The 21,385-nt window shown below is 64.9% G+C and carries 20 protein-coding genes; 10 read left to right on the forward strand and 10 right to left on the reverse strand.

What is annotated here, in order from left to right:
* Positions 1–4: 4 nt before the first annotated feature.
* A complete protein-coding gene (locus tag ACUY2Y_RS00775) occupies positions 5–2,257 on the reverse strand; it encodes an ATP-dependent RNA helicase (protein ID WP_448324402.1) in 2,253 nt (750 codons plus the stop codon).
* A gap of 106 nt (positions 2,258–2,363) precedes the next feature.
* Here ACUY2Y_RS00775 and ACUY2Y_RS00780 point away from each other — a divergent pair, with 106 nt between their 5' ends.
* Positions 2,364–3,107: a hypothetical protein gene (locus tag ACUY2Y_RS00780; RefSeq protein WP_448324403.1), complete on the forward strand. Its 744-nt coding sequence runs from the start codon at positions 2,364–2,366 to the stop codon at positions 3,105–3,107.
* Here ACUY2Y_RS00780 and ACUY2Y_RS00785 read toward each other — a convergent pair.
* On the reverse strand, positions 3,104–3,706 hold the full coding sequence (locus ACUY2Y_RS00785) for a sugar O-acetyltransferase (RefSeq protein WP_448324404.1): 603 nt from the start codon (positions 3,704–3,706) through the stop codon (positions 3,104–3,106). The genes ACUY2Y_RS00780 and ACUY2Y_RS00785 overlap by 4 nt on opposite strands.
* 62 nt (positions 3,707–3,768) lie before the next feature.
* Between ACUY2Y_RS00785 and ACUY2Y_RS00790 the strand changes: the two genes are divergently transcribed.
* The 6 genes from ACUY2Y_RS00790 to ACUY2Y_RS00815 are packed head-to-tail and all read left to right on the forward strand — an operon-like array spanning position 3,769 to position 7,459.
* Positions 3,769–4,479 carry an SDR family oxidoreductase gene (locus tag ACUY2Y_RS00790; RefSeq protein ID WP_448324405.1) on the forward strand — a complete coding sequence of 237 codons (711 nt, stop codon included), beginning with the start codon at positions 3,769–3,771 and terminating at the stop codon, positions 4,477–4,479.
* Complete coding sequence (locus ACUY2Y_RS00795) at positions 4,479–5,135, forward strand: LysE family translocator (RefSeq protein WP_448324406.1); 657 nt, start codon at positions 4,479–4,481, stop codon at positions 5,133–5,135. The genes ACUY2Y_RS00790 and ACUY2Y_RS00795 overlap by 1 nt, the downstream gene beginning before the upstream one ends.
* A gap of 40 nt (positions 5,136–5,175) precedes the next feature.
* Positions 5,176–5,496, forward strand: coding sequence for a heavy metal-binding domain-containing protein (locus tag ACUY2Y_RS00800; RefSeq protein WP_210575202.1), 321 nt, complete (start codon positions 5,176–5,178; stop codon positions 5,494–5,496).
* 23 nt (positions 5,497–5,519) lie between these two features.
* On the forward strand, positions 5,520–5,807 hold the full coding sequence (locus ACUY2Y_RS00805; protein WP_259902382.1) for an RNA-binding S4 domain-containing protein: 288 nt from the start codon (positions 5,520–5,522) through the stop codon (positions 5,805–5,807).
* A 3-nt stretch (positions 5,808–5,810) separates the two neighbouring features.
* Positions 5,811–6,590, forward strand: coding sequence for a VOC family protein (locus ACUY2Y_RS00810; RefSeq protein WP_448324407.1), 780 nt, complete (start codon positions 5,811–5,813; stop codon positions 6,588–6,590).
* Positions 6,591–6,634: 44 nt separating this feature from the next.
* Positions 6,635–7,459, forward strand: a complete 825-nt coding sequence (locus tag ACUY2Y_RS00815; RefSeq protein ID WP_448324408.1) for a hypothetical protein — start codon at positions 6,635–6,637, stop codon at positions 7,457–7,459.
* A 22-nt stretch (positions 7,460–7,481) separates the two neighbouring features.
* Here the strand turns inward: ACUY2Y_RS00815 and ACUY2Y_RS00820 are convergent, their stop codons facing one another.
* From ACUY2Y_RS00820 to ACUY2Y_RS00850, 7 genes are all read right to left on the reverse strand, one after another.
* A complete protein-coding gene (locus ACUY2Y_RS00820) occupies positions 7,482–8,288 on the reverse strand; it encodes an alpha/beta hydrolase (protein ID WP_448324409.1) in 807 nt (268 codons plus the stop codon).
* Entirely contained in the window at positions 8,285–10,213 is a 1,929-nt protein-coding gene (locus ACUY2Y_RS00825; protein ID WP_448324410.1) for a M13 family metallopeptidase, read from the reverse strand. The genes ACUY2Y_RS00820 and ACUY2Y_RS00825 overlap by 4 nt, the downstream gene beginning before the upstream one ends.
* Before the next feature lie 67 nt (positions 10,214–10,280).
* A complete protein-coding gene (locus ACUY2Y_RS00830; protein ID WP_448324500.1) occupies positions 10,281–13,691 on the reverse strand; it encodes an arabinosyltransferase domain-containing protein in 3,411 nt (1,136 codons plus the stop codon).
* Positions 13,692–13,852: 161 nt separating this feature from the next.
* On the reverse strand, positions 13,853–15,856 hold the full coding sequence (locus ACUY2Y_RS00835) for a galactan 5-O-arabinofuranosyltransferase (RefSeq protein WP_448324411.1): 2,004 nt from the start codon (positions 15,854–15,856) through the stop codon (positions 13,853–13,855).
* Positions 15,857–15,894: 38 nt separating this feature from the next.
* Positions 15,895–16,659: a decaprenylphospho-beta-D-erythro-pentofuranosid-2-ulose 2-reductase gene (locus tag ACUY2Y_RS00840; RefSeq protein WP_448324412.1), complete on the reverse strand. Its 765-nt coding sequence runs from the start codon at positions 16,657–16,659 to the stop codon at positions 15,895–15,897.
* Between the two features lie 33 nt (positions 16,660–16,692).
* Positions 16,693–18,108, reverse strand: coding sequence for an FAD-binding protein (locus ACUY2Y_RS00845; protein WP_448324413.1), 1,416 nt, complete (start codon positions 18,106–18,108; stop codon positions 16,693–16,695).
* A gap of 115 nt (positions 18,109–18,223) precedes the next feature.
* Entirely contained in the window at positions 18,224–18,445 is a 222-nt protein-coding gene (locus tag ACUY2Y_RS00850) for a hypothetical protein (protein ID WP_296146740.1), read from the reverse strand.
* A gap of 44 nt (positions 18,446–18,489) precedes the next feature.
* Here ACUY2Y_RS00850 and ACUY2Y_RS00855 point away from each other — a divergent pair, with 44 nt between their 5' ends.
* The 3 genes from ACUY2Y_RS00855 to ACUY2Y_RS00865 are packed head-to-tail and all read left to right on the forward strand — an operon-like array spanning position 18,490 to position 20,384.
* On the forward strand, positions 18,490–18,975 hold the full coding sequence (locus ACUY2Y_RS00855) for a hypothetical protein (protein ID WP_448324414.1): 486 nt from the start codon (positions 18,490–18,492) through the stop codon (positions 18,973–18,975).
* A gap of 20 nt (positions 18,976–18,995) precedes the next feature.
* Positions 18,996–19,919: a hypothetical protein gene (locus ACUY2Y_RS00860; protein ID WP_448324415.1), complete on the forward strand. Its 924-nt coding sequence runs from the start codon at positions 18,996–18,998 to the stop codon at positions 19,917–19,919.
* Between the two features lie 6 nt (positions 19,920–19,925).
* On the forward strand, positions 19,926–20,384 hold the full coding sequence (locus ACUY2Y_RS00865) for a GtrA family protein (protein ID WP_210575222.1): 459 nt from the start codon (positions 19,926–19,928) through the stop codon (positions 20,382–20,384).
* Positions 20,385–20,406: 22 nt separating this feature from the next.
* Here ACUY2Y_RS00865 and glfT1 read toward each other — a convergent pair whose 3' ends face one another.
* On the reverse strand, positions 20,407–21,357 hold the full coding sequence (gene glfT1, locus ACUY2Y_RS00870) for a galactofuranosyltransferase GlfT1 (RefSeq protein ID WP_210575224.1): 951 nt from the start codon (positions 21,355–21,357) through the stop codon (positions 20,407–20,409).
* Positions 21,358–21,385: the final 28 nt, after the last annotated feature.

The following is a 21,385-nucleotide window of genomic DNA, read 5'->3' on the forward strand; positions in this document are numbered from 1 at the left end:
GTGATTACATCCGTTTTTTGGTCTTAGCGGTGGCTTGGGCCGTCAACGGGTCTTCGGGCCAGGGGTGCTTGGGGTAGCGGCCGCGCATTTCTTTGCGGACATCGATATAGGGGCCGTCCCAGAAACTCTTCACATCGTCGGTGACGGCGAGCTCTCGGCCGGCGGGCGACAACAGGTGGAATAGCACGCGCACGCCGCTGACCTCGGGGGAGGCGGCGAGACCGAAGCATTCCTGGAGTTTGACGCGCACGACGGGGCGCCCGGTCGAATAATCGACGCGCGGGTGCGAACCGGAGGGCACTTCGAGGCGCTCCGGCGCGAGCATATCCATCTCCGCAGCCTCGGGCCACGGCAGTTGCCGTATGAACGCGGCGTGAAAATCGAGCTTGCTTATCGACGCCCCCTCCGTCAGTTCCCCCACCTCCGGCGAATAGTCGCCGGCGGTCACGTCGGGCCACGGTTCCCCGTGCTGCTCACGAAGGAAATCGAGCCTGTCTTTGAGGCGCTGCGCTTTCTCCGCCAGCGACACGGCGTCGAAGTCGAAGCGGAAATCGGCGAGAGCTTCCTGTGCCTCGGCGGGGGAGAGCTTGATGGGAGTGGAGGTCAGCTCGATGGCGCCGAGGGAGGTGATGAGGCGGGAGCGGAGGCGGCCGTCGATAAGCGATGCTGTTGTTGTTTCTGAAATGCGGTGCGTGGGCAGTTCGGCGGCGGCGGCTGCGCGGATGACGGCGCCTTTCGCGGTGAGCTGGATTTCGGCGGCGGCGATCCAGTCGGCTGGCGGGATCGTGGTGTCGAGCCGCGCGCGCGTGCCGCTGGCCAGCAGATATTCACGGTCGCCGAGATGTTTGCCCACCCACTCCGGGTAGGCGGCAGCGACGACTTCGCCGGCGGGGACATCGCTGGTGGCGGGCACCATGCGGGCGAATCGCTCGACCTGCTTGCGGGGTGCCTGCGCGCGTGCGAGATCCCCGCTTGTGCCTTCCGCGAGCGCCGCGACCGTGCGCGCCGCGCCGGAGCCGTGCTCGAGCAGCGCGGTGCCCAGGCGCGGGTCGAGCGGCATCGCGGCGAGCTTTTCGCCGAGCGCCGTGATGTCATCGTCGTCGAGTGCGCCCAAGTCGCGGAGCGTGCGCTGCGCGTCGTCCAGCGCTTTCGCGGGCGGCTGGGTGAGAAGCGGCAGGTCGGGCGAGCCCCACGCAGCGATGGTGAGCGCCGCGGACGTGAGGTCCGCAGTGGTGATCTCCGGGGCGATATCCGCGTTGAAATGCTGGTAGTCCGACTGCGAATACGCGCGCAGCACCTCGCCGGGACCGAGACGCCCCGCACGGCCCGCGCGTTGGTCCGCGCTCGTCTTCGCGGATGAGACCGTGACCAGACCCGTCATCGCGCGGGCGGCGTCGCGGCGCGGCACGCGGGACAGCCCAGCGTCGACGACGCGGCTCACGCCCGGCACCGTGATCGAGCTTTCCGCGATGGATGTAGCCACGACGACCTGCGCGTTCCCGTTGAGGGCATCGTCCTGCTCGGCGTTGGTCAACTGGCCGTGGAGCGGCGCGGCGCTGGGCAGGTGCGCGCACACGGCGTCCACCTCGCGCGCGCCGGGGACGAACACGAGGGTTCGGCCGTCGTGCGGGGTGCCCGCGAGCTGGGCGACGTGGCGGTAGAACTCCCGCGAACCCTCCGCGCGGCCCGGATGCGGGTGGTAACTGACATCCAGCGGGTGGGTGACGGCCTCGGTGGCCAGGATCTGCGCGTCCATGTGCGCGGCGAGCGCCTTCGCGTCGAGGGTCGCGGACATGGCGGCTAGATAAAGGTCGTCGCGCAGAAACGCCACTTCCATCGCCATGGCCAGCACCAGGTCGGTGTCGAGCTGACGTTCGTGGACCTCGTCGATCACTACCGCGCCGACGCCGGTCAGCTCCGGGTCTTTGAGCAGGCGGTTGAGCAGCACGCCCGGCGTGACGAACTGCACCAGCGACCCGTCCTTGTGTTCGCCGCGGATGGAATAGCCGACGCGGTCGCCTAAGGGGGAGCCGTCGAGAAGCGCTAAGCGCCGTGCTGCGGCACGCACCGCAACGCGCCTGGGTGCGGTGACGAGTGTGACGCCGCCGTCGGTGGTGAGGTTGCTGATCGCGGGCGGCAGCAATGCCGTCTTGCCTGTGCCCGGTGGTGCCTCCACCACGAGCGGGCCGCGCGCCGGGAGGTCCCCGATGACATCGGCGACGGGGAGGCCTGCGCCGATGGTGGATAGGTCGAACATCGCCCTTAAATCTACCCGCGGTGCCGGATTGCGCACTGAAGTGTACATCCGTCCCTTAATTTCGTGGCCCGAAACGATTAATGTCCGGGGCAAGGGGGGGAAAGAAATGAAAATCTACAGTTTCACAATCACGTACCGACCAGACCAAGACGAATTCAACGACGCATACCCGGCGGGCATTATGGCCGTCGATTCCATCACGGGGGAGATGCTCTTCACGGCGCTGCCCGCGGACCATCCGGCGGCACCGTTCGATCACGATGATGAGGTCGTCGATGAGCTCATGGAGTTCTTCGAGGACATGAAGCAATGGTTAATCGAGATGGACCGCAAACAAGGAGCAGCGGTTCTCGACGGCCCGTTGAACTTCACCGACCGCATCGACATGGAGCAGAACCCTGATATTGAGGCCGACGACCTCGACACCGGGGTGCTACAGCTGCTGCGCGACCACGTGCTTGCCGGACTCGGTCATACCGAGGTTGTCTACCACGCTTTTTCCATCGTCCGCCGCATGGGCCCCGAGGAGAACTACCCATTGGCTGTGTTCGTCCTCGACCCGGTCAATTGGTGCTTCGCCGGTCACGTGTTCGGTAACCACAACCCGTACTTGCCGCGTCTGCCACGGCAGCAGCGCCGTGCGATCGACCGCGAGATGGCGAAATTCATCCGCAAGCTCGAACGCGGCAGCATTCAAGCGGCCTTCGAGGGGCTGGATCGCCCGCGCTTCGGGGTTTTCTCGATCGACGATTACCAGGCCGTCACATCGCAGCACGCCATCGACCAGGCTTTAGCGGACCTGGATGAGATCTATCTCGACACCGAGGGTGATGTGGATTTGGCGGGCTAGCTCGGCCTGCCTGGTGCGTCGAGTGTGCGGATCAGCTTCGCCGGGACTCCGCCGACCAACGAGTTATCGGGCACGTCTTTGGCCACCACGGCGCCGGCAGCGATGACGCAGTTATCGCCCACCGTGACACCCGGCATGACCATGGCGCCGGCGCCGAACCAGCAGTTGTCGCCGATGTTGATGGGCCGGCCGCGCTCCCAGCCTTCGGCACGCTCTTTCGCATCATTAACCGGGTGCTCGACGGTGATGAGCTGGCAACCTGGACCAAACAGGGTGAGCTTGCCCACGTTCACCTCAGCTACGTCCAAGATCACGCAGTTGTAATTGAGGAAGCAGCCTTCGCCAAAGGTGGTGTGCGCACCGAATTCGACCTGTAGCGGTGCGAAAACTTCAGGGATGGCGGAACCAGGGGCGAGGATGCCTTTCAAGAGCTCTTCCGCACGCTCAGAATTCAAATTGCCTAAAGAATTCAGTTCGCGGATGCGCTCCCACGCGGCGTGGCGGACAGTTTCCAGCTCGTCGGAATCCGGCTTGTACCAGCGGGAGGCGCGGAGGTCGGCGAGGTTGGGGTGTTCTGTCGCATCATCAAGCGTGGTCATATGCGCAAGGGTACGCGTTAAAAAACCAGTGCCCGCCGAGGGGCACGCCTACACTGCACCACATGAGCGAGGAGAAGATTGCAGTAGTCACCGGCGGTTCCGCAGGTATCGGGGAGGCCGCTGCGAGGGCATTAGCTGGCGACGGCTACACCGTCTACGTCTGCGCGCGCCGTAAGGAGCTGTGCGATGACATCGCCGCAGAGATCGGCGGCGTGGGAGTGGAGTTGGATGTGACGGATCAGGGGAGCGTCGATAAGCTCGCCGCGCAGCTTGAGCGCGTCGACGTGCTGGTCAATAACGCCGGCGGCGCGAAAGGGCTCGACCCGTTGCGCGAAGCCAAGCCCGAGGATTGGGACTGGATGTATCAGACGAATGTGCTGGGCACCGTGCGCGTGACCAAGGCGCTGTACCCGGCGCTCGTCGCGGCGGAAGGCCTGGTCATCAACGTTGGCTCCGTCGCCGGGTGGGACGCGTACGTCGGCGGGTCCGGCTACAACGCCGCCAAATTCGGCCTGCGCGCACTCACCCGCGCTTTCAGGCGCGAAGAGGTCGACGCCCCCATCCGCATCACCGAGATCGACCCCGGCCGCGTGAAGACGGACTTCGCCTTCAACCGCTTCGGCGATAAGGCGCGCGCCGCGGAGGTCTACGACGGCAAGCTCAACCTGACCGCCGAGGACATCGCGGAGGCGATCCGGTGGGTGGCATCCCTGCCGCCGCACGTGAATATCGACACGATGAATATCATGCCGCGCGACCAGGCGGAACGTTAGTGGCGACCGGTCAGCTACTGGCGCTGATCGGCGTCTGGGTCGCCGCGATCGCCAGCCCCGGCCCCGATGTCGTGCAGATCGCGCGCCTCGGGGTGAAATCGCGCGCGGCGGGCGTGGCGTGCGCAGTCGGCATCATGGTGGGCAACACCTTCTGGATTGCCGCCTCGCTGCTCGGCTTAAGCGCACTGATCCAGGCCGTACCGGAAATTCTCGCCGTGCTCCAACTCGTCGGTGGGGCGTACCTGCTTTGGATGGGCATCGGGGCGATCCGCGCCGGGCTGGCCGCGCGGAAGGGGGCAGCGGGCGGTGTCGCAGACGGCGCCGTGGACGACATTCCGCCCGCCGCAGCCCTGCCGACCAGCACGGCTTTCCGCATCGGCGTGGCCACGAACCTGGCCAACCCGAAGGCGGTGCTGTTCTTTGGGGCGGTATTCGCTCAGTTCGTGAAACCGGGGATGGGCTGGGAGTGGATGCTGGTCATCCTGCTCACGCTGGTGGTGATCGGGGTGGCGTGGTTCGTGGGGTTCGCGGTGCTCGTCGATAAGTTCGCGGGCTTTCTGGACCGCCACGGGCACGTGGTCGACGTGGTCACGGGCGTGATTTTCGTGGCGCTGGCGGTGTGGATGCTCGTAGAGGGCGCTACGAGTCTGCTTTGAGTCGAAGACACCGACGGTGTGCCGCGCTAGCATTGCGTTCATGATCCTCACTACCACGCAGACAGTTGAAGGCCGGACAATCACGGAGTACATGCGCATCATCGGTGGCGAAACGATCACCGGCATGAACATGTTCAAAGACATCGGCGCGGGCTTCCGCAATATGGTGGGCGGCCGCGCGAGCTCCTGGGAGCAGGAGCTGATCCAGGCGCGCGACAGTGCGCTTAACGAGCTGTGGGAGCGCGCACGCCAGATCGGGGCGGACGCGGTCATTGGTGTTGAGCTGGACTATTCGCCGATGGGTGCGGACGGTTCGATGATGCTCGTCGCAGCGACGGGCACCGCGGTTCGGCTCGACTAGCGGCGAACTGCTTACATAGAGGCATGGATGTAAGCATCAGCGGCGGCAGCATCAAGCTGGGCCAGTTCCTCAAGCTCGCGAATCTCGCGGAAACAGGCGGCCACGCGAAGGAGCTCATTTCTTCGGGGGAGGTCGCGGTCAATGGCGAGGTCGTCACCTCGCGGGGGCATGAGCTTATCGACGGCGACGTGGTCTCCATTCCCTCCGCCTCCCTCAATGCCACTGTGGTGGCGGACGGTGGCGGGGATGATTATTTCGACGAGCGCACCGCCAACGACGATTTCGACCCGGAGAAGTGGAGGAATCTCTAACCCATGCCCGCTTTCGAAGCCCGCGAGGGCATGCCGTACTGGATTGACCTACTCACCTCGGAGACGAGGAAGTCGGCGTATTTCTACTCCCGGATTCTCGGCTGGGATGTCGCAGAGGGCGATTACCGCATCGCACGGCTGCAGAATATGCCGGTGGCAGGCATGGTGCCGCAAGAAGACATGCCGGATGCGTGGGTGACGTATTTCCTGTCCACCGATATCGAACGCGACGCCCAGCGCGTGGGTGAGCTTGGTGGCCGGGTGCTGGCGCAGCCGCAGCAAGTGTCCTTGGGCACGATGGCGCTGTGCGCGGATAATCAAGGCGGCTGGTTCGGCCTGTACCAGCCGGAAGGGGAAGATTCCTTCGTCGCGGCCGGTGAGCCGGGGACGCCGGTGTGGCATGAATATACGTGTACGGGGGACGTCGATAAGCTTGCGCGTTTTTATGGCGAGCTGTTCGACTGGGACATCGTGGAAAACGACGGCTACCTGCTGGCCATGCAGGACGGCGCGGCATTCGCCGGGATCTGGGATGCGCGCGAGCAGATTCCCGCGGATGTGCCGAGCTTTTGGCGCTCATATCTGGGCGTGGCCAATATCGCGGAGACGCGCAGCCGCATCGAAGAATTCGGCGGCGAGGTGCTGCGCGGCCCGGAGAATTCGCCGTTCGGGCTGCTGCTGACCGCCGCGGATTCGACCGGCGCGGTGGTGACGTTGTGCGAGGTCGACGAACCCGTCGACGAAGAGACCCTCGACGAAGGCGATTCGATCCTGCACCTGTAGATTGGATTCCGCAGTGTGTGAGTTGCGGTGCATAATGAGCCATTGTGAAACGATTCCTCGCCGCCGCGACATCGACCGCGTGCCTGCTCATCGCGCTTGCCGCGCCGCAGGCTGACGCCGTCGACGTCATTCCCGGCGACCCCGGGGAACGAACTGACCTAGCGGTCTACCACGCCGACGGCCACTGGACGGGTTCGCCGAATGCGCGCGAGTCCCGCCCGGCGCTGTCGTTGGCGAAGCTGTACCTCGGCTACTACGTCCTAGCGAACGGCGCCCCTGAGGAGCGAGGCAAAGTTCTGCGGATGATCCGCGTGTCCGACGACCTGCTTGCCGTCGAGTTCGACGAGAAGTACCCCGATGCGATCAACGACGTCGCCGAGGATTTTGAGCTTTTGGGAACATACAGCGACGGCTACTGGGGAAAATCGGAGACCACGCCGTACGACCTGGCGAAATTCGTCATGGCGATCATGGATGATCCCGTCGCCGAGCCCCTGATTCGCGGCATGGCGAATCACGCCCCGTATGCCGAAGACGGGTTGAAACAGGACTTCGGCACGGACCAGATAGATGGGGCAGTCGGATCGAAATTCGGGTGGGCCGACGACCGGGAGTCCGCGTTCGGGTCGGTCTCCTTCGGTCCGGACTGGGTCGTTGCTGCGATGAGCTACGGCGATATCGACGAGCACACCGACGACGTGCACGCCTGGATCGACCAGTCCGAGAAGAATCGTCTGTCCTTCGGCGTCGACCGCGACACGATCGATGCGCTGGACATCGCGAATGGCGCTGAATCGCTGACCGTGTGGTCATCGGAACGGGTGCGTTGGGGCCTCCACACCGTCGGACGACCGTTCGTGGAGCGGTGACCGTAAGGCGCGGAGGCGTGGATTATGCCCGGAGACGGTCCGCGATATCGCGGACGATCCGCCGGTACTCCTCCGGTGTGGCAATGATCCCGCAGGTGCCCGGGTGCCCGATGACGGCCGCGGAATAATCGGGGGAGGGCTCGACGAGCGCAGCCGCGCTGATCAGCGCAATCCCGTCCGGTGCCTTGTGCTGTGTCGCGATGATCGCGGTGGTTGCCGGCCGCTGCTTTGCGACGACATCCAGTACCGCAGCGACATCACGATCCTGCGGGTCCGGAAGGTCGACGATCGTGGTGCTCGACAGTTGAGCGATCGCCGCGATAAGCGGGCGCCAGTGGTGCTCGACGGCGCGGGGTCCGAAGCCGGGGTTGAGCGAGACAGCCCAGCGGCCGGCGCTGGTGTCCGTCGGCACGAACACGCGGGCGCCCAGCTCGGGCAACTCGGGTAGCTCGCGTGCGTCGACATCCATGCCGTAGGCGACACCGGGCATCGTGTGGTCCAAGCCTGAACCGAGCATGAGCATCGCTGCGTGCGTGAGGCGGTCCGGCAGCGCGGCGAGGTATCGGTCCACGGCTTCTTCGTCGGCGCCTGCTGGAACGGGGTAGCTGTTCTCCATGTAGGAGACGAGCTGCGCCAATTGCTCCGCCGGCGGGAGCGAGCGTTCCACACCACCGACCTGGAAGTCCTCGAGGTGCTGCTCGTTGACTGGGTAGGCGGCGTCGCTGTCGCCGGCAGGCAGGGGAGCGTCAGGTTCGACGGGCTCGGGGACGTGGCGCATGCGCGCCTGCGCGGCGGCGAAATCGGGGGAGTGGCCGGGCGAATCTGTCACCAGATCACCACGCGGTCATCCGGGGCGACCCACATCTGGGAGTCTTCGTCCACATCGGGGAAAGCCTCGTAGAACTCGGCGATATTGCCGGCGATGACATTGCAGCGGAACTCGGCGGGCGAGTGCGGGTCGATGGCCAGGTACTGCTCCGCCATCTCAGGGCGGATCGCGGTGCGCCAGATGCGGGACCAGGACAAAAACAGGCGCTGCAGGCCGGTGAATTCTTTCCCGTCCAGTTCCTCCGAGGAGCCGTCGGTGTCGAAGGGGAGGGCGGGGCCGTCGTCAAGCTGCTTGTCTTTGAGGTAGTTCTTGTACGCGACGACGGCGATGCCGAGTCCGCCCAGGTCACCGATGTTCTCGCCCAGGGTGAATTCGCCGTTGACGCCGGCGGTTTCGCGGCCTTCGAGGACGTGCGGGACAAGCCCGTTGTACTGGTCGACCAGCTTGCTCGTCAGCTCTTCGAAGCGGGCGCGGTCGTCGTCGGTCCACCAGGAGTTGAGGTTGCCGGCGCCGTCGTAACGCGAGCCCTGGTCGTCGAAGCCGTGGCCGATCTCGTGGCCGATAACGGCACCGATCGCACCGAAATTCTCCGCGGGGTCGGCGTCGATGTCGAAGAACGGCGGGCGCAGGATCGCGGCAGGGAACGTGATGTCGTTGACCACCGGGTTGTAGAACGCGTTGACGGTCTGCGGGGTGGTCACCCACTCGTCGCGGTCGGCGGGTTTGCCGATCTTGGCTACCTGGTAGTCGTGCTCGAATTCAGCGCCCGCGCGTACGTTGGCGACGAGATCGGCGCCGCTGCGGGAGAAGTCGAGGCCGTCGAACGAACGCCACGTGTCGGGATAACCGATTTTCGCGCGGAATTGCGAGAGCTTCTCCAGCGCGCGCTCGCGGGTGGCGGGCGACATCCAGGCAAGCTCGCTGATGCGCTCGCGGTAGGCGGCGACAAGGTAGTCGACGAGCTTCAGCATTTCGTCCTTGGCTTCCGGGGAGAAGTGCTTATCGACGAACGCCTTGCCCATATCTTCCCCCACCAGCGATTCTGCGAGGGCGATGCCGCGCTTCCACCTATCGCGCTGCTGCGTCGCGCCGGACAGCGCGGTGCCGTAGAACTCGAAATTCGCGGCGCCGACCTCTTCCGGCAGCACGCCAGCGCGGGAGATGAGGATGTGCCATGTCGCCCACAGCTGCCAGTCCGGCAGGGTCTCGGGGCGGAGCATCGCCGCGAGCTCCTCGGTGTAGGAGGGCATCATGTCGATGACGCGGCCGTCGGCAAGCCCGGAGCCGCGCAGCAGCGTCTGGATGATGGCGGGCAGGTCGCTCAGCTGCTTCGGGTTATAAGTCTTCACCGCGTCGCGGCTGGCCACGACATCCCAGTGGCTGTGCGCGATCTGCTTCTCCGTCTCCACGATGCGCTGTGCGGCGGTGGCGGCGCTGAGTCCGAACAGGCGCGACGGGTCGAGGAAGCCGAGCATGCGCTCGACGTGGGCGCGGTACTTCTTCAGTGTCTCGGCGTGAGCTGGGTCGCGGTAGTACGCCTCGTCCGGCAGGCCCAGGCCCGACTGAACCAGGTACGGGACTGCTTCGTCTCCCTCGGAATCCTTTTCCACCCAGTAAGCCAACGGGCCGGAGATGCCGCGGCGGTCGAGCTTGCCCAGGTTACGGGCGAGTTCTTCGATGTCGGCGACGCTGAGGAGCGCGAAGTCGTCGTCAAGCGGGCTCATTCCAGCTGCGTTGATCGCGTCAGTATCCATGAACGAGGCGTACAGGTCGCTCGCGCGGCCGTCGCCTTCTTTGACTAATTCGTGCACGTCTTCCTCCGCAAGGTCGCGCAGGCCGTGGAAGGTGCCGTCCACACCGCGGTCATCGGGGATGACGTGGCTTTCCAGCCAGGGTCCGTTCACAAGTCGGTAAAGGTCCTTCATAGGACCCCACTGTAGTGAAAGGCCGGGAACCGAAACGCGGTTCCCGGCTTGAGCCCGTGTTAGCGCCCTAGTCCTTCTTCTCGTACGGGTCGCGAATCTTCATGTCGGACTCCTTCCACAAGCCGGAGCGGGTGATCTCCTCGTGGTTGATCTCAGCCTCGGCGGGTGCCTCGCCCTTCGAGTTGGTGCGCAGCACGTAGCGGTAAGCCGAACCCCAGTCGCGGTGCCAGTCCTGGTCAAGGTAGCCCGGCATCTCGTAGGCAGAGTTCACGGCCTCGGCGGTAGACATCGCGCCGCCGCCCATGAAGTCCTGGAAACCGCTGAGCTGCTCCTTGCCTGGGGCATCCGGAGCCACGCGGAACTGCGGGATCTCCGTGACACCGGCGTAGTGGTTGAACGTGCGGTGGCACGGGAACTGCAGCGCGACCGGCCAGTCGAGCAGACCCGGGGTGTCCGAATCGAAGACATCGGTGATGTGCTCGAGCTTCGGGTTGCGCAGCGGGGTCAGCGCCATCCACTCGTACGGGTCGAGGTTCAAGTCCTCGCCCACCAAGCGCACGACGTTCGCGCCCTCCGGCAAGTCCGAGATGGGGTAGCGGAGGTTGCGCCACTTAACGCGCGGGCCCGGATCCATCATCTCCACCTCGCCGATGTCGGTGACGGAGCCGCCCTCATTGCGGGTGCCGTACTCGAGCTTGATGGTCTGGCCTTCCTTCTCCTCGCCGTTGATGTCGTGGTGCGCCAGACGGCCGGCGACTGAGGTGACCAGCAGCGGCGCTTCCTCGGTGGCTTCCGGCAGCTCGAACCAGGACGTGGTGATCTCGGAGGAAGACTGGGCCTCTTCATCGAAGGTGCCCAGCACCGGGATGCGGTTGTAGTCCAGGTTGAACGGAAGGCGCACCGTGGAGCCGTTGATGCCGATCTGGTCCTCAGAGCGGTTGCCCTGGGTGCCGGCGCGGCTGGTGGACTGGACGGTGTCGGAGGTGACGTCGTCGCCCTTGGTGTTCGAGCCGGTGGCGGTGTCAGTGCCCGTGTTGGTTCCGGCGCTTGCGTTCGAATCTGAATTGTCGGCATTCGCCGCATTCGCCGAGCCCGTAGCAGTGCCTGCACCCGTGTCGGCGTTTGCGGCCGGGTCGTTGCCGATGGCGCCGACGCTCGCCGAGCCTTCGTTGTCCGAGTCGATGTAGGCGGGCACACCTTCGGGGTGGAAACCGCGGACGGTGCCGGACTCGAGCGAGGATCCGAGCGGGACGCCGTCGACGGGGGTGAGGAAGGAGTCGTTGGTGTTCGTCTCCAGCAGCACGTCGCTGCTGAGCTGGCAGGTATTGCCCTTCAGGGAGCGGACGTTGCCCATGCCGACGGAGTAGGCGGGTGCCTGGTCAATAAAGGACTTGGTGAAGGTCAGGCAGGAAAACGCCACGATCAAGATGGAGGCAACGGCAATGGGTGCGGTCATGGCGGTGCGGAAGCGGGAGCCTTCCGCGGCCTCGGCAGCCTCGAATTCTTCGACTCGGCCGGCTTCTTCGGCTTCGGCACGGCGCTGGTTGTAGCGCAGGGACTGGACGACACCGACGATGACGGTGATCAAGCACAGCGCCAGCATGACCGAGCTGGCTTCGATGCCCTTGAGCTGGACGGTCTTGTCCCACCATGGGACGGCGAACGAGGAGACGTACCACCATGCGTTCCAACCGGCCAGCGAGAGCGCCATGAGGAACATCACGGCTGCGAGCGCGAAAGTGCGCGCGCGGGCGGACTGCGCGGCGATCTGGGCAAGCACGACAGCGCCGAGAGCAGCTGCGGCGCCGGCGAGGCCCGCGTAAATGCCGAAGTGGTGGGTCCACTTCGTCGGGGTGAACATGAGGAAGAACATGGACAGCGCGAAGATCGCGAGCATGCGCTTCGTCGGGGCCTTTTCCGCACCCTGCACGCTGCCGAAGCGGGACATGCTCCACAGCACCAAGCCCAGGCAGAACAGCAACGTGAACATTGCGTATCGACGAGTCAGCGACCCGTCCACCGCCGCCTCAAAGAGCGTGGAGTAGCGGACGTACTCGTTGAACCACTCCAGTGCAGGGCCGACCTCCGAACGGACAGAGGTGGCCTCCAGCACCGCCGCGAGTGTCTGGTCGTGGAAGACCGGGATCATCACCGCGAAGCCCAAGCCGAGGAACGGCAGGACGAATGCTCCCTGAGGAGCGATCGAGGTGCGCTCGCGCACGATGCGCAGCAGATGCGGCAGGCACACCAGGAAGACGCCGACGGCGGTCAAGCCAGTCGGGCCGCACGCCAGGGTGAAGGCCGCGAAGACAGTGCCGAACGCGGCGGGCAAAAGGCGTCGCGAAGCGATGGCGCTTTCAAAGGATGCCCAGGTGACAATCGTGCCGAGAGCGATGACCGGCTCCGGGCGCAGACCGTTGTCGTACGGCATCCAAAACGCCAGGAACATGAACGCAGCGGTCCAGTACGCCACGCGCCGGGTGGCAATGGACCTGCCCAGCCGCGGCAGGATCTCGCGGGAGAGCACCCACCAGATGGCGATGCCGGACAGCAGCGTCGGAATGCGCATCCACGCCGAGGCGGTGCTGACCTTCGCCAGAAGCGACAGCAGGTTGTAGAACGGAGCGCCGAACGGCGATTCAGGAACGCCGTACCAGCGGTAATAATTGGCCATGTAGTCCGAGTCGTTGGCCACGCGCGCCATGGTGAGCAAGAAGCCGTCGTCGGAGGTGTTCGCACCGAAGAAGTGCCAGAACAGCAGCAGACCGACGACCACGGCGTCGAGAGGCTTGAAGGAATGCCATTCCTTGCGCAGTGGACGCAGACGCTTGCCGTCTAGCAGGTCGAGGCGCGCCAAGGACCACAGAGCCACGATCGCGGACAAGGTGCCGGCGATCATGGCCAGCCACTTCACTGCGGTGGGCTCAGAGGTGAAGCGGGAATTGATGTCGACGTGGGCGGAAAGGCCGGCGTCGATAAGCTCTTGCGCCTGCTCTTCCGAAAGTTCGCTGTAGATGCCTGTGAGCTGGGGGCGCATGTCTTCGTCGGTCTCTTCTGCGAAGTCCGTGCCCGGTACCTCGACCGTGATGCCGTCGCCCGTGGCGGAAAGGTGCAGCGCCGCATCCTCGGTCTTGCGAGCTTTGTCCAGCTCAGCGGGTGTGAGCTCGAAAATGACCTCGTTGAGCGAGGAGACCGTCAGCCCGCCGTCCTCCGGGACCGTGATGAACAGGCCGCGGTCCAATGCCTCCGTCGAATCCTGCGGCAAGGTGGACAAGATATTCGTCTGATTCGGGTTCAGCGCATCCGTCACGCTCAGCGGAATAGTCAGGTCCATCGACTCCGGCGCCAGCGAAATCAGCGGCGCGTTCACCGAATTGAGCGACCCGTTCTGCGGCCAATCGAAAGACGACTGAACCTGCTTCACCGGCAGAAGCGGCGTGAGAACGAAAAACAGGAACGCCAAGATGCCCGACAGCATCGCCGTCCGGCTCAACCAGCGGGGACTCCTTTTCGACGTGGACGCGACGCGGGTGCTGCCCGCGGTGTCGTTACTAGTCGCGGTGCGCGCGTCTGCCTGGTTTGTTTCTTCCACCTTGCTCACCTTGTTCACGGCGGGTGATTCTACTTTCTGCTTCTTGCTCACTTGTTGCGGACCACCACCACGAACGGGCCGAATTGCTCGACCGTCCAGTCGGCGGAATCGAATGCCTTCGGGTTGAAGAACAACGCCTCATAGTGGACATTCGGCTGACTGGGGAAGATGTCGTGGGCGATGTGGGTCTTCCACGGTTCGTCCGGGTCGTCCTCGCTTCCGCGCAGCAGGAAGACCTCGGGCGCGCGCCAGCGGTTGTTCGTCTCATCGATGGCGGCGGTGAAGGCAGCGGGATCCGACAGCTCGCCAAACGAGCCGCGGGCCCACGACGCGATGTGTTCGTTGCGGGCGTCGAATTCGCCGAGCGGATTCGCATAGTGGCTGGTGAAGGCGTTGAACCCGTGGTACGGGTGGTAGGCCATGAAGTTGATCTCGTCGGTGAACATCACGGTGTCGGCGGGGGTGTAACCCTGCTGTTGGATGAAGTCGTGGATCTGGATGTAGTAGCGCCCCACATCGGATTCGCGCAGGTCAGCGCGTTCGCCATTGCCGTCGGTGCTGGTGTAGGCCTCGTCGATGAAGCTCTCGTTCTCGTCCGGAATCTGTTGGACATAGGCCAGCGTTCCGGCGCCGAGCAGAACGACGAAGACAGCCGTGACAATGCGGTTGCCACGCTCGCCGAGCCTATCCGGGTAGAGCAAGTCCACGCCGACGAGCCGCAGGTCCGCGATCGCGAAAATGCCGGCCGTGGACAAAAGCAGCGCGATGAGCACCTCCACGCGGAAGCCGAGCAGGGTCGTGCCGGTCAACGCGACGACCATGGAACCGAAGACCCAGGCGTAGCAGACGCTCACCGCCGTGGCGAGGTAGGTGATTTCCGGTTCACGGAAGCGCACGATGATGTAGATGAGACCGATCAGGCTGAGCGCGCCGATGGCGGTCAACGAGAAGAACGGCAGCGGGATCGTGGTGCCCTCAGACGGCAGGAAGTGCTGCGCGGTCGACTTCACTGCCTCCGGGCTGCGGATCAGTCCCAGCAGGTACGGAGCCCACGCCACCAGGGCGATCGCGATGGAACCGAAGCCGATCACGGCCAGCTGCCGCACCGGCACCCACCAGCGCTGCCAGCTGGGGCCGGAGGCGATGGCGGTGGCGGTGAAGGTGGTCATCATCAGCGCCAGGATGCCGGTGAAAAGGGTGTAGAAGCAGGCGGAAATGCCCAGATACACCATCAGCCCGATCGTGGAGGCCCACGAGCCGCGCATCGCGCGGAAGCCCATCACGGCGGCGGCGGGAACGCCCATGGCCACGACGGCGGCGTACGGCTCGTCCGGCACCATCGTCAGGCAGATCGCCGTGGTGGTGATAGCGATGCACGTGGCGATCGGCAAAGACCCGAGCAGTTTGCGCCACACCGGCACCAGGGCGGAACCGGCAGCGGCGATGGAGACCAGAGCCCACGGCTGGTACACCTCCCAGCCAGGCATGCCGAGCAGGTTCGATAGGCGCCCGCCAAGCCAGAACCACCCGAGCGGGTAGAACGACGGCAGGTCCACGTAATTCATGTCCTGGTTCGCGGCGGTCTCCGCCATGCGCGTCAAAAACTGGGTGCGGAAGCCCTGGTCGACCTGAATGCCGTCGAGGTACAGCTTTGTCGCGGAAAGCGGAATGCCGAGCGCGGATACGACGAGGCCAGCGGGGGCGAGGGTGCACACGATCTCCGTGAGCACCGTGCGCCAGCGGGGCCGCGGGTTTTCGCCGTCACGCAACCACAGCCAGATCAGCACACCGACGGCGACGACGACCAAAAGGGAGCACGCCGTGGAAAGCGCGCGGGTGACCATGGAGACGTTGAACGCCGCGAGCGACACCGAGTGCAGCACGTACCAGCAGGCCAGCGTGAAAACGGCGCCGCCGAGCAGGGCGCAGACAAAACGCACCAGGGCGGCTGGCGTCGATAAGCCGTCTGGTGCGTACGCGGAAACGCGCCTGCGCTCCGCAATTGTCGATCCTGACTGCCGTTCGCGCTGCTCGGTGAGGTGCTCTGTCATACCTGACAGTCTCCCACAGCGCGGGGCAGTTCCCGGTATTAGAAGCTCAAGCGGCGCATGATCGGTGCCGGGATGTGCTGCAGCACGAGCGAGATCGGCCCGAAGAGCTTGTGCACGAACACATTCGGCTTGCCAGCAAGCGTGGCGTTCACAGCAGCTTTCGCCACATCTTGCTTATCGACGGTCAACGGCGCCTCATCCAGCCCCTGCGTCATCTTCGTGCGGACCTGACCCGGACGGACGACGGTGACCGTCACGCCCGAATCACGCAGCGCTTCGCCGAGCTGGGTGTAAAAGCCGTCCATGCCTGCCTTGGTCGAACCGTAGACGAAATTCGAGCGGCGCACCTTCATGCCCGCAACGGAGCTCATCGCGATGATGCGGCCGTGGCCCTGCTCCTTGAGCTTCTGACCCAGCAGCACGCCAACCGAGACCGGAGCGGTGAAGTTCGTCTGCGCGGAGGCGACCGCCGCCTCCTGGTTTTGCCAGAGTTCTTCCTGGTCGCCCAGGGTACCGAACGCGACGATGGCCACATCCACGTCGCCGTGCGCGAAGGCCTCCTCGATGACGGCCGGGTGGGATGCGGTGTCGAATGCGTCGAAGTCGATCACGCGCACCTCGCCGGCACCGTGGCTGGTGACCTCTTCCACGGCGGCGTCGATACGCGGGCTGTTTTTGCGTGCCGCGAGCGTGACTGCCGGGGAGCCGCCGCGCGATGCGATCTCGTCGACAATCGCGAGACCGATCTCGCTCGTGCCGCCGAGAAGAAGAATGTTCTGTGCCTGTCCAACTGCGTTGAGCATTGTGTTTCCTCTTTTTCTTCAGGTAGGGCGGGGCTAGGAGAGTTCCAAGCGGCGGGACATATCGGAGGCGAAGACCCCGGTCGGGTCGATGGCGCGGCGGGTCTTAAGCCAGCTCTCCATCTCCGGGTACATCTTGTGGAAGTTCTCGGCGGAGGTGCGGGACTCCTTAGCCAGGTAGAGGCGTCCGCCGAACTCCATGACCTGCTCGTCGAGGCGGTCGAGGAAGGCATGCAGGCCGTCGCGGATCGGGAAGTCCACGCACACATTCCAGCCGCGCATCGGGTAGGACAGCGGCGCGCGGTTGCCCTCGCCGAACAGCTTGAACACGTTCAGCGCGGTGTAGTGGCCCGACGACTGGATGTCGTAGATGATCTGCTTGAACGGCTCGACCGCGTCCGTGGGCACCACGAACTGGTACTGCAGGAAGCCTGCCTTGCCGTAGCCGCGGTTCCACTCCGCGATCATGTCCAGCGGCTGATAGAACTGCGTCAGGTTCAAAATATCGTTCTGGCTGGGCGAACCCATCATGTAGTACGCCTCGCCAATCGCCGACAGCGTCAGCTTATTCATGGTCCAGGACGGGAAGATGTCCGGCACCGTCATCAGCTGCGGGGCGGAGAATTTCAGCGGGTTCTTCGCCAGCTTCGGCGCGTATTCTTCCAGCTGCGCCAGCGTTGCCAGCGAGCCGCGGGAGATCGTGGAGCGGCCGGTCTTCGGCGGCGCGGAGATCGCGTCGAACCACGCCGACGAGTAGGTGTAGCCCTCTTCCTGGCCGTGGGAGTGCTCCTCGATCGTCTCGTCGAGAGTCGTGGTGCGCACCGTGTCGGAGATGAAGTAGGCGGTCTCCGTGAAGGTCATCTGGATGCGAGCGCGCAAGATGATGCCGGTCAGGCCCATGCCGCCGACCGTCGCCCAGAACAGGGAGCCGTCCGGGTCGTCCGTGGAGCCCTCCGGCTCCAGGTGCAGCACGCGGCCGTCGGCGACGAGCAGCTCCATGGACAGGACATGGTCGCCAAACGAGCCGGCGGAGTGGTGGTTCTTGCCGTGGATATCCGGGCCGATCGCACCGCCGATGGTCACCTGGCGGGTGCCCGGCAGCACCGGAACCCACAGGCCGTACGGCAGTGCCGCCTTCATCAACTGGTCGAGGGTCACGCCCGAGTCGACGTCGACAATGCCCGTGGACGGGTCAATGTCGTGGATCTTGCTCAGCGCCTGGATGTCGACGACCAAGCCGCCGCCGTTTTGCGCCGGGTCGCCGTAGGAGCGGCCCATGCCGCGCGCGATGACACCGCGGCGACGGTTCACCGGCAGCGTCGCGTTGTCCTCGGCGACCTGGCGGACTGCTTCCTTGATCACATCCACATCCGGCGTGGACAGGACGTGAGCGGTGGTCGGAGCCGTGCGGCCCCAGCCGTAGAGCGATTTCGTGGTGGTGTGAAGTTCCATCTCTTCCATCCCCATAGGTTGTGGTTGCCCATTTGGGCACTGGGGGCCAGCCTACTCCCGGAACTTCGGGTGCCCGGGGGTCAAAATGCCTCGAGGAGGGGGACAGCGAGAAGAATCACAACTCCATGATCTCGCGGATCCGCTCTGGCAGATCCTCCTGGCTCGTGATCGTCGGCTTGCCGGATTGCTGGTATTCGCGCAGTTCTTCGTAGACGATGCCGCGGCTCGTGCTATCTAAAAGCGGCAGTTCCTGCGCCACCAAACGCGTCATGAAATCATCCAGCGGCAGGTCGGTGAGCTGGGCGGCGATGTGCGGGGAATCATCATGATTGGCCATGTGAGCCATCTTACGGCGGGCCTTCACCCCGGTAGGATGGCGGCATGACGGAGCAGACTAAGCAGCAGACAGTCCAGGAGCAGACGGGCGAGGAGCGCATCGACTACAACGCCCTGGACAACACCACCGGCGGCCGGTTGATCCAGGCCGCGTTCGCGGTCGCGTTCACGGCGGTGCCGGACTACGTGCGTTCGACTCCGGGACGCGTGGCGGCCTGGGTGGGCATCGCTGCGGCGTTCGGCGGCACGGTCGCCGCGTTCAACGCCTTCGACGAGGACCCGCGCAATGACCTCACCGCGCGCGTGGAGAACACGCCCGAGACGGGCAGCCCGGCCAAGACATGGGGCCTTCTCCTCGGCGGTCTCGCACTGCTCGTCGGCAGTACGCGCCTGAGCATCGCGGTACAGAGCAAGCTTGCCGACGCCCTGCGCCGCCGCGGCGTAAAGCGCCCGAACACGGTGCTCGGCCTCATCGGCGGCGCCCTAATTTTCGCTGGCTCGGAGGCCGAGGCTCGCGCCACTGCACGTTAATCGGCACTAGGGTGGGGCCTATGCCGAGTACGTTGTATCGACCGCGACGCCGCCAGCAGGTGGCGTCTGTCGTCGACCTCGACGCAGCTCGCGCCCGCCTCCGCGGCGTCCGTCGCAGCCGCACGTTGCTCGTGCGTTGCGGCACATCGCTTGCCGACGAAGAGATCATCCGCCACATCGGCCTTTGCTCCGACAGTTCTCTTGAGGATGTCCAGCGCGCCCTCCACATCGCCTTCGCGGTGCCGGGGGACACGCCCACCCCGAGCCGCTTCACCCTCGCCCCTGCTGATTCCGGCCGGCTCGAACTTACCGCCACCCTCGGCGAATTCCTGCGCGACGGTGGCGACGAATTGTTCTTCCACTGGGGCTTGTGGTGCTTCAGGCTGACCCTGCTCGATACCTATCCCCGCGACAGCGCCACCCCGCGTGCACTCTGTGTCGCCGGTGCCGGTGATTTCGCGGGCTCGCCTTTCGACGTTTCCGCCATCAACGCCCAGCTCCTCGGCCCGTTGGCTGTCGAGAACGTGATGGCTAGTGTCCGCCCCGAGGTCGTCGATGTCGTCTCACGCTCCAAAGCGATGGATTTCATCCCGCTGCTCCAGGCCCTCGACCTGTCACGGCCCGCATACCTCACCCCCTCCGTCGACGACATCCTGCAGACACTGCCGCGCGAGAAAACCCCCCAAGCCCGCGACGCCTTTTGGTGCACGCTCCTCGCCCTGTCTTGCCTTGTCGACGACGCCACCACCGATGACGTCACCGAATCCGCCATGGCGGCCCTTGGCTGGACCGCCGCCGACGGCAGTCCTTTGTGCGCCAGCCAGATCCAGCAACTCTGCGCTGGCTCCCTGGTGCGACTCGCATCCGTGGGGGGATATGGGGCGGGGGGAAGGTCGGCCGTCGATAAGCTTGATCTTTATCGCGCACTGCTTCGGGTAAAGTAATCCGGCGTGTCATCCAAGGTTGAAGTGAGCCGGCCCGCGAACGCGAAGAAACAGCTGGTCAGGTTCCTCGCTGTCGGCGTATTCTGCGCCATGCTCGATTTCGGGCTGACGTATACGCTCACCCACGTTGTCGGCTACGACCGCCTCGTGGCCAAAGTCTTCGGCTGGTGCCTGGGCACGCTCGTCGCGTACCTGCTGAACTCCAAGTACACCTTCCAGGCGAAAATCACAGGTAAACGCGCGCTCGCCGTGTTCATCCTTTACGCCTCTACCCTCGGCGTGCAATGGGTGCTCTACGCCGTGACCAATGCTCCGCTGCGCGCCCTCGGTCTCGTTGATCCGTGGAAGGATGCCGTCTCGTTCGTCATCGCTCAAGGCGTGGCCACCATCACCAATTTCGTGCTTCAGCGCGTGCTCATCTTCCGCGAGCCCTCGCGCGTCGTCATCGAGGAGGAGCCGCGGTAGGTCGCTGCTTCCGGGTTGTAGCTTAGGGGCGCTGGAAGTCTTCCTGCGCGCCCATGCGCAATAGCTTCAGCCACTCCCTGAATTCCTGCGGGCTGCGGCGCTGAACGAGGAAGAACCACCCGAAACGCACCAGCTCCTGCAGCTTCATTTTCTGCATTCCGCGCTGATTGATGATGTACCCGCGGTTGCGGTAGGTGAAATAGCGCTTCGTGTCGTTGTCTGGCCACTGCGCGTGTGCGCGTCCGCCCATGATCGGGTGGAATTCCGCCGACCCGTCCGGATGCAGATACGCCGTGGTCAGCGCCGTTCCGTACTTCAAGCCCGACTGCGCCAGCCGACGGTGGTACTCCACCTCGTCGCCGCGGATGAACAGGCGGTAATCCGGCACTCCGATCCGTTCCATCGCTTTCGCACTGATCAGCGCGCCGTTGAACAAGCTCGCGTACTGGGGCAGGAAATCCCCCTCCAGCTCATCGCGGCGGCGGTGCCACGTCAGGCCTTGTCTTAGCGGAAAAGCGAGGCGGTTCGGGTCGTCGATATTGCACACCACCGGTGAGACCTCTGCGAGCTGCTCCCGTTGAGCGACTGCGTACAAGGTCTCTAGGACGTTCGCGTCCGCCGGACGGCCGTCGTCGTCCGCGCACCAGATCGCGTCCGCCCCCAACGCCAGTGCGTGCAGGAAGCCGTACGCGAAACCGCCCGCGCCGCCGAGGTTTGTCCGCGACGGCAGGTAAACGGCTTTCTCGCCTGCCATTTCATTGACCAGGTCCTGGACTTCAGATTCGCAGCCGTTGTCGACCACGACCACCCAGTTCACCGGGTGCGTCTGGTTCACGACCTGCTCCAACGAGTGCCGCAGCAGCTCCACCCGCTTATGCGTCACGATCACCGCAGCCGTCGTGCCCTGCGGATTCAGCGTTGCATCGGCGTTGGCTTCGGCGTTGTCGCGGGAGCTTCCAGCGGGGGAATTCATGCGCCCCATTCTGCCACGCGGCACGGCT

It is taken from the genome of Corynebacterium sp. 20-84, from assembly GCF_053479455.1.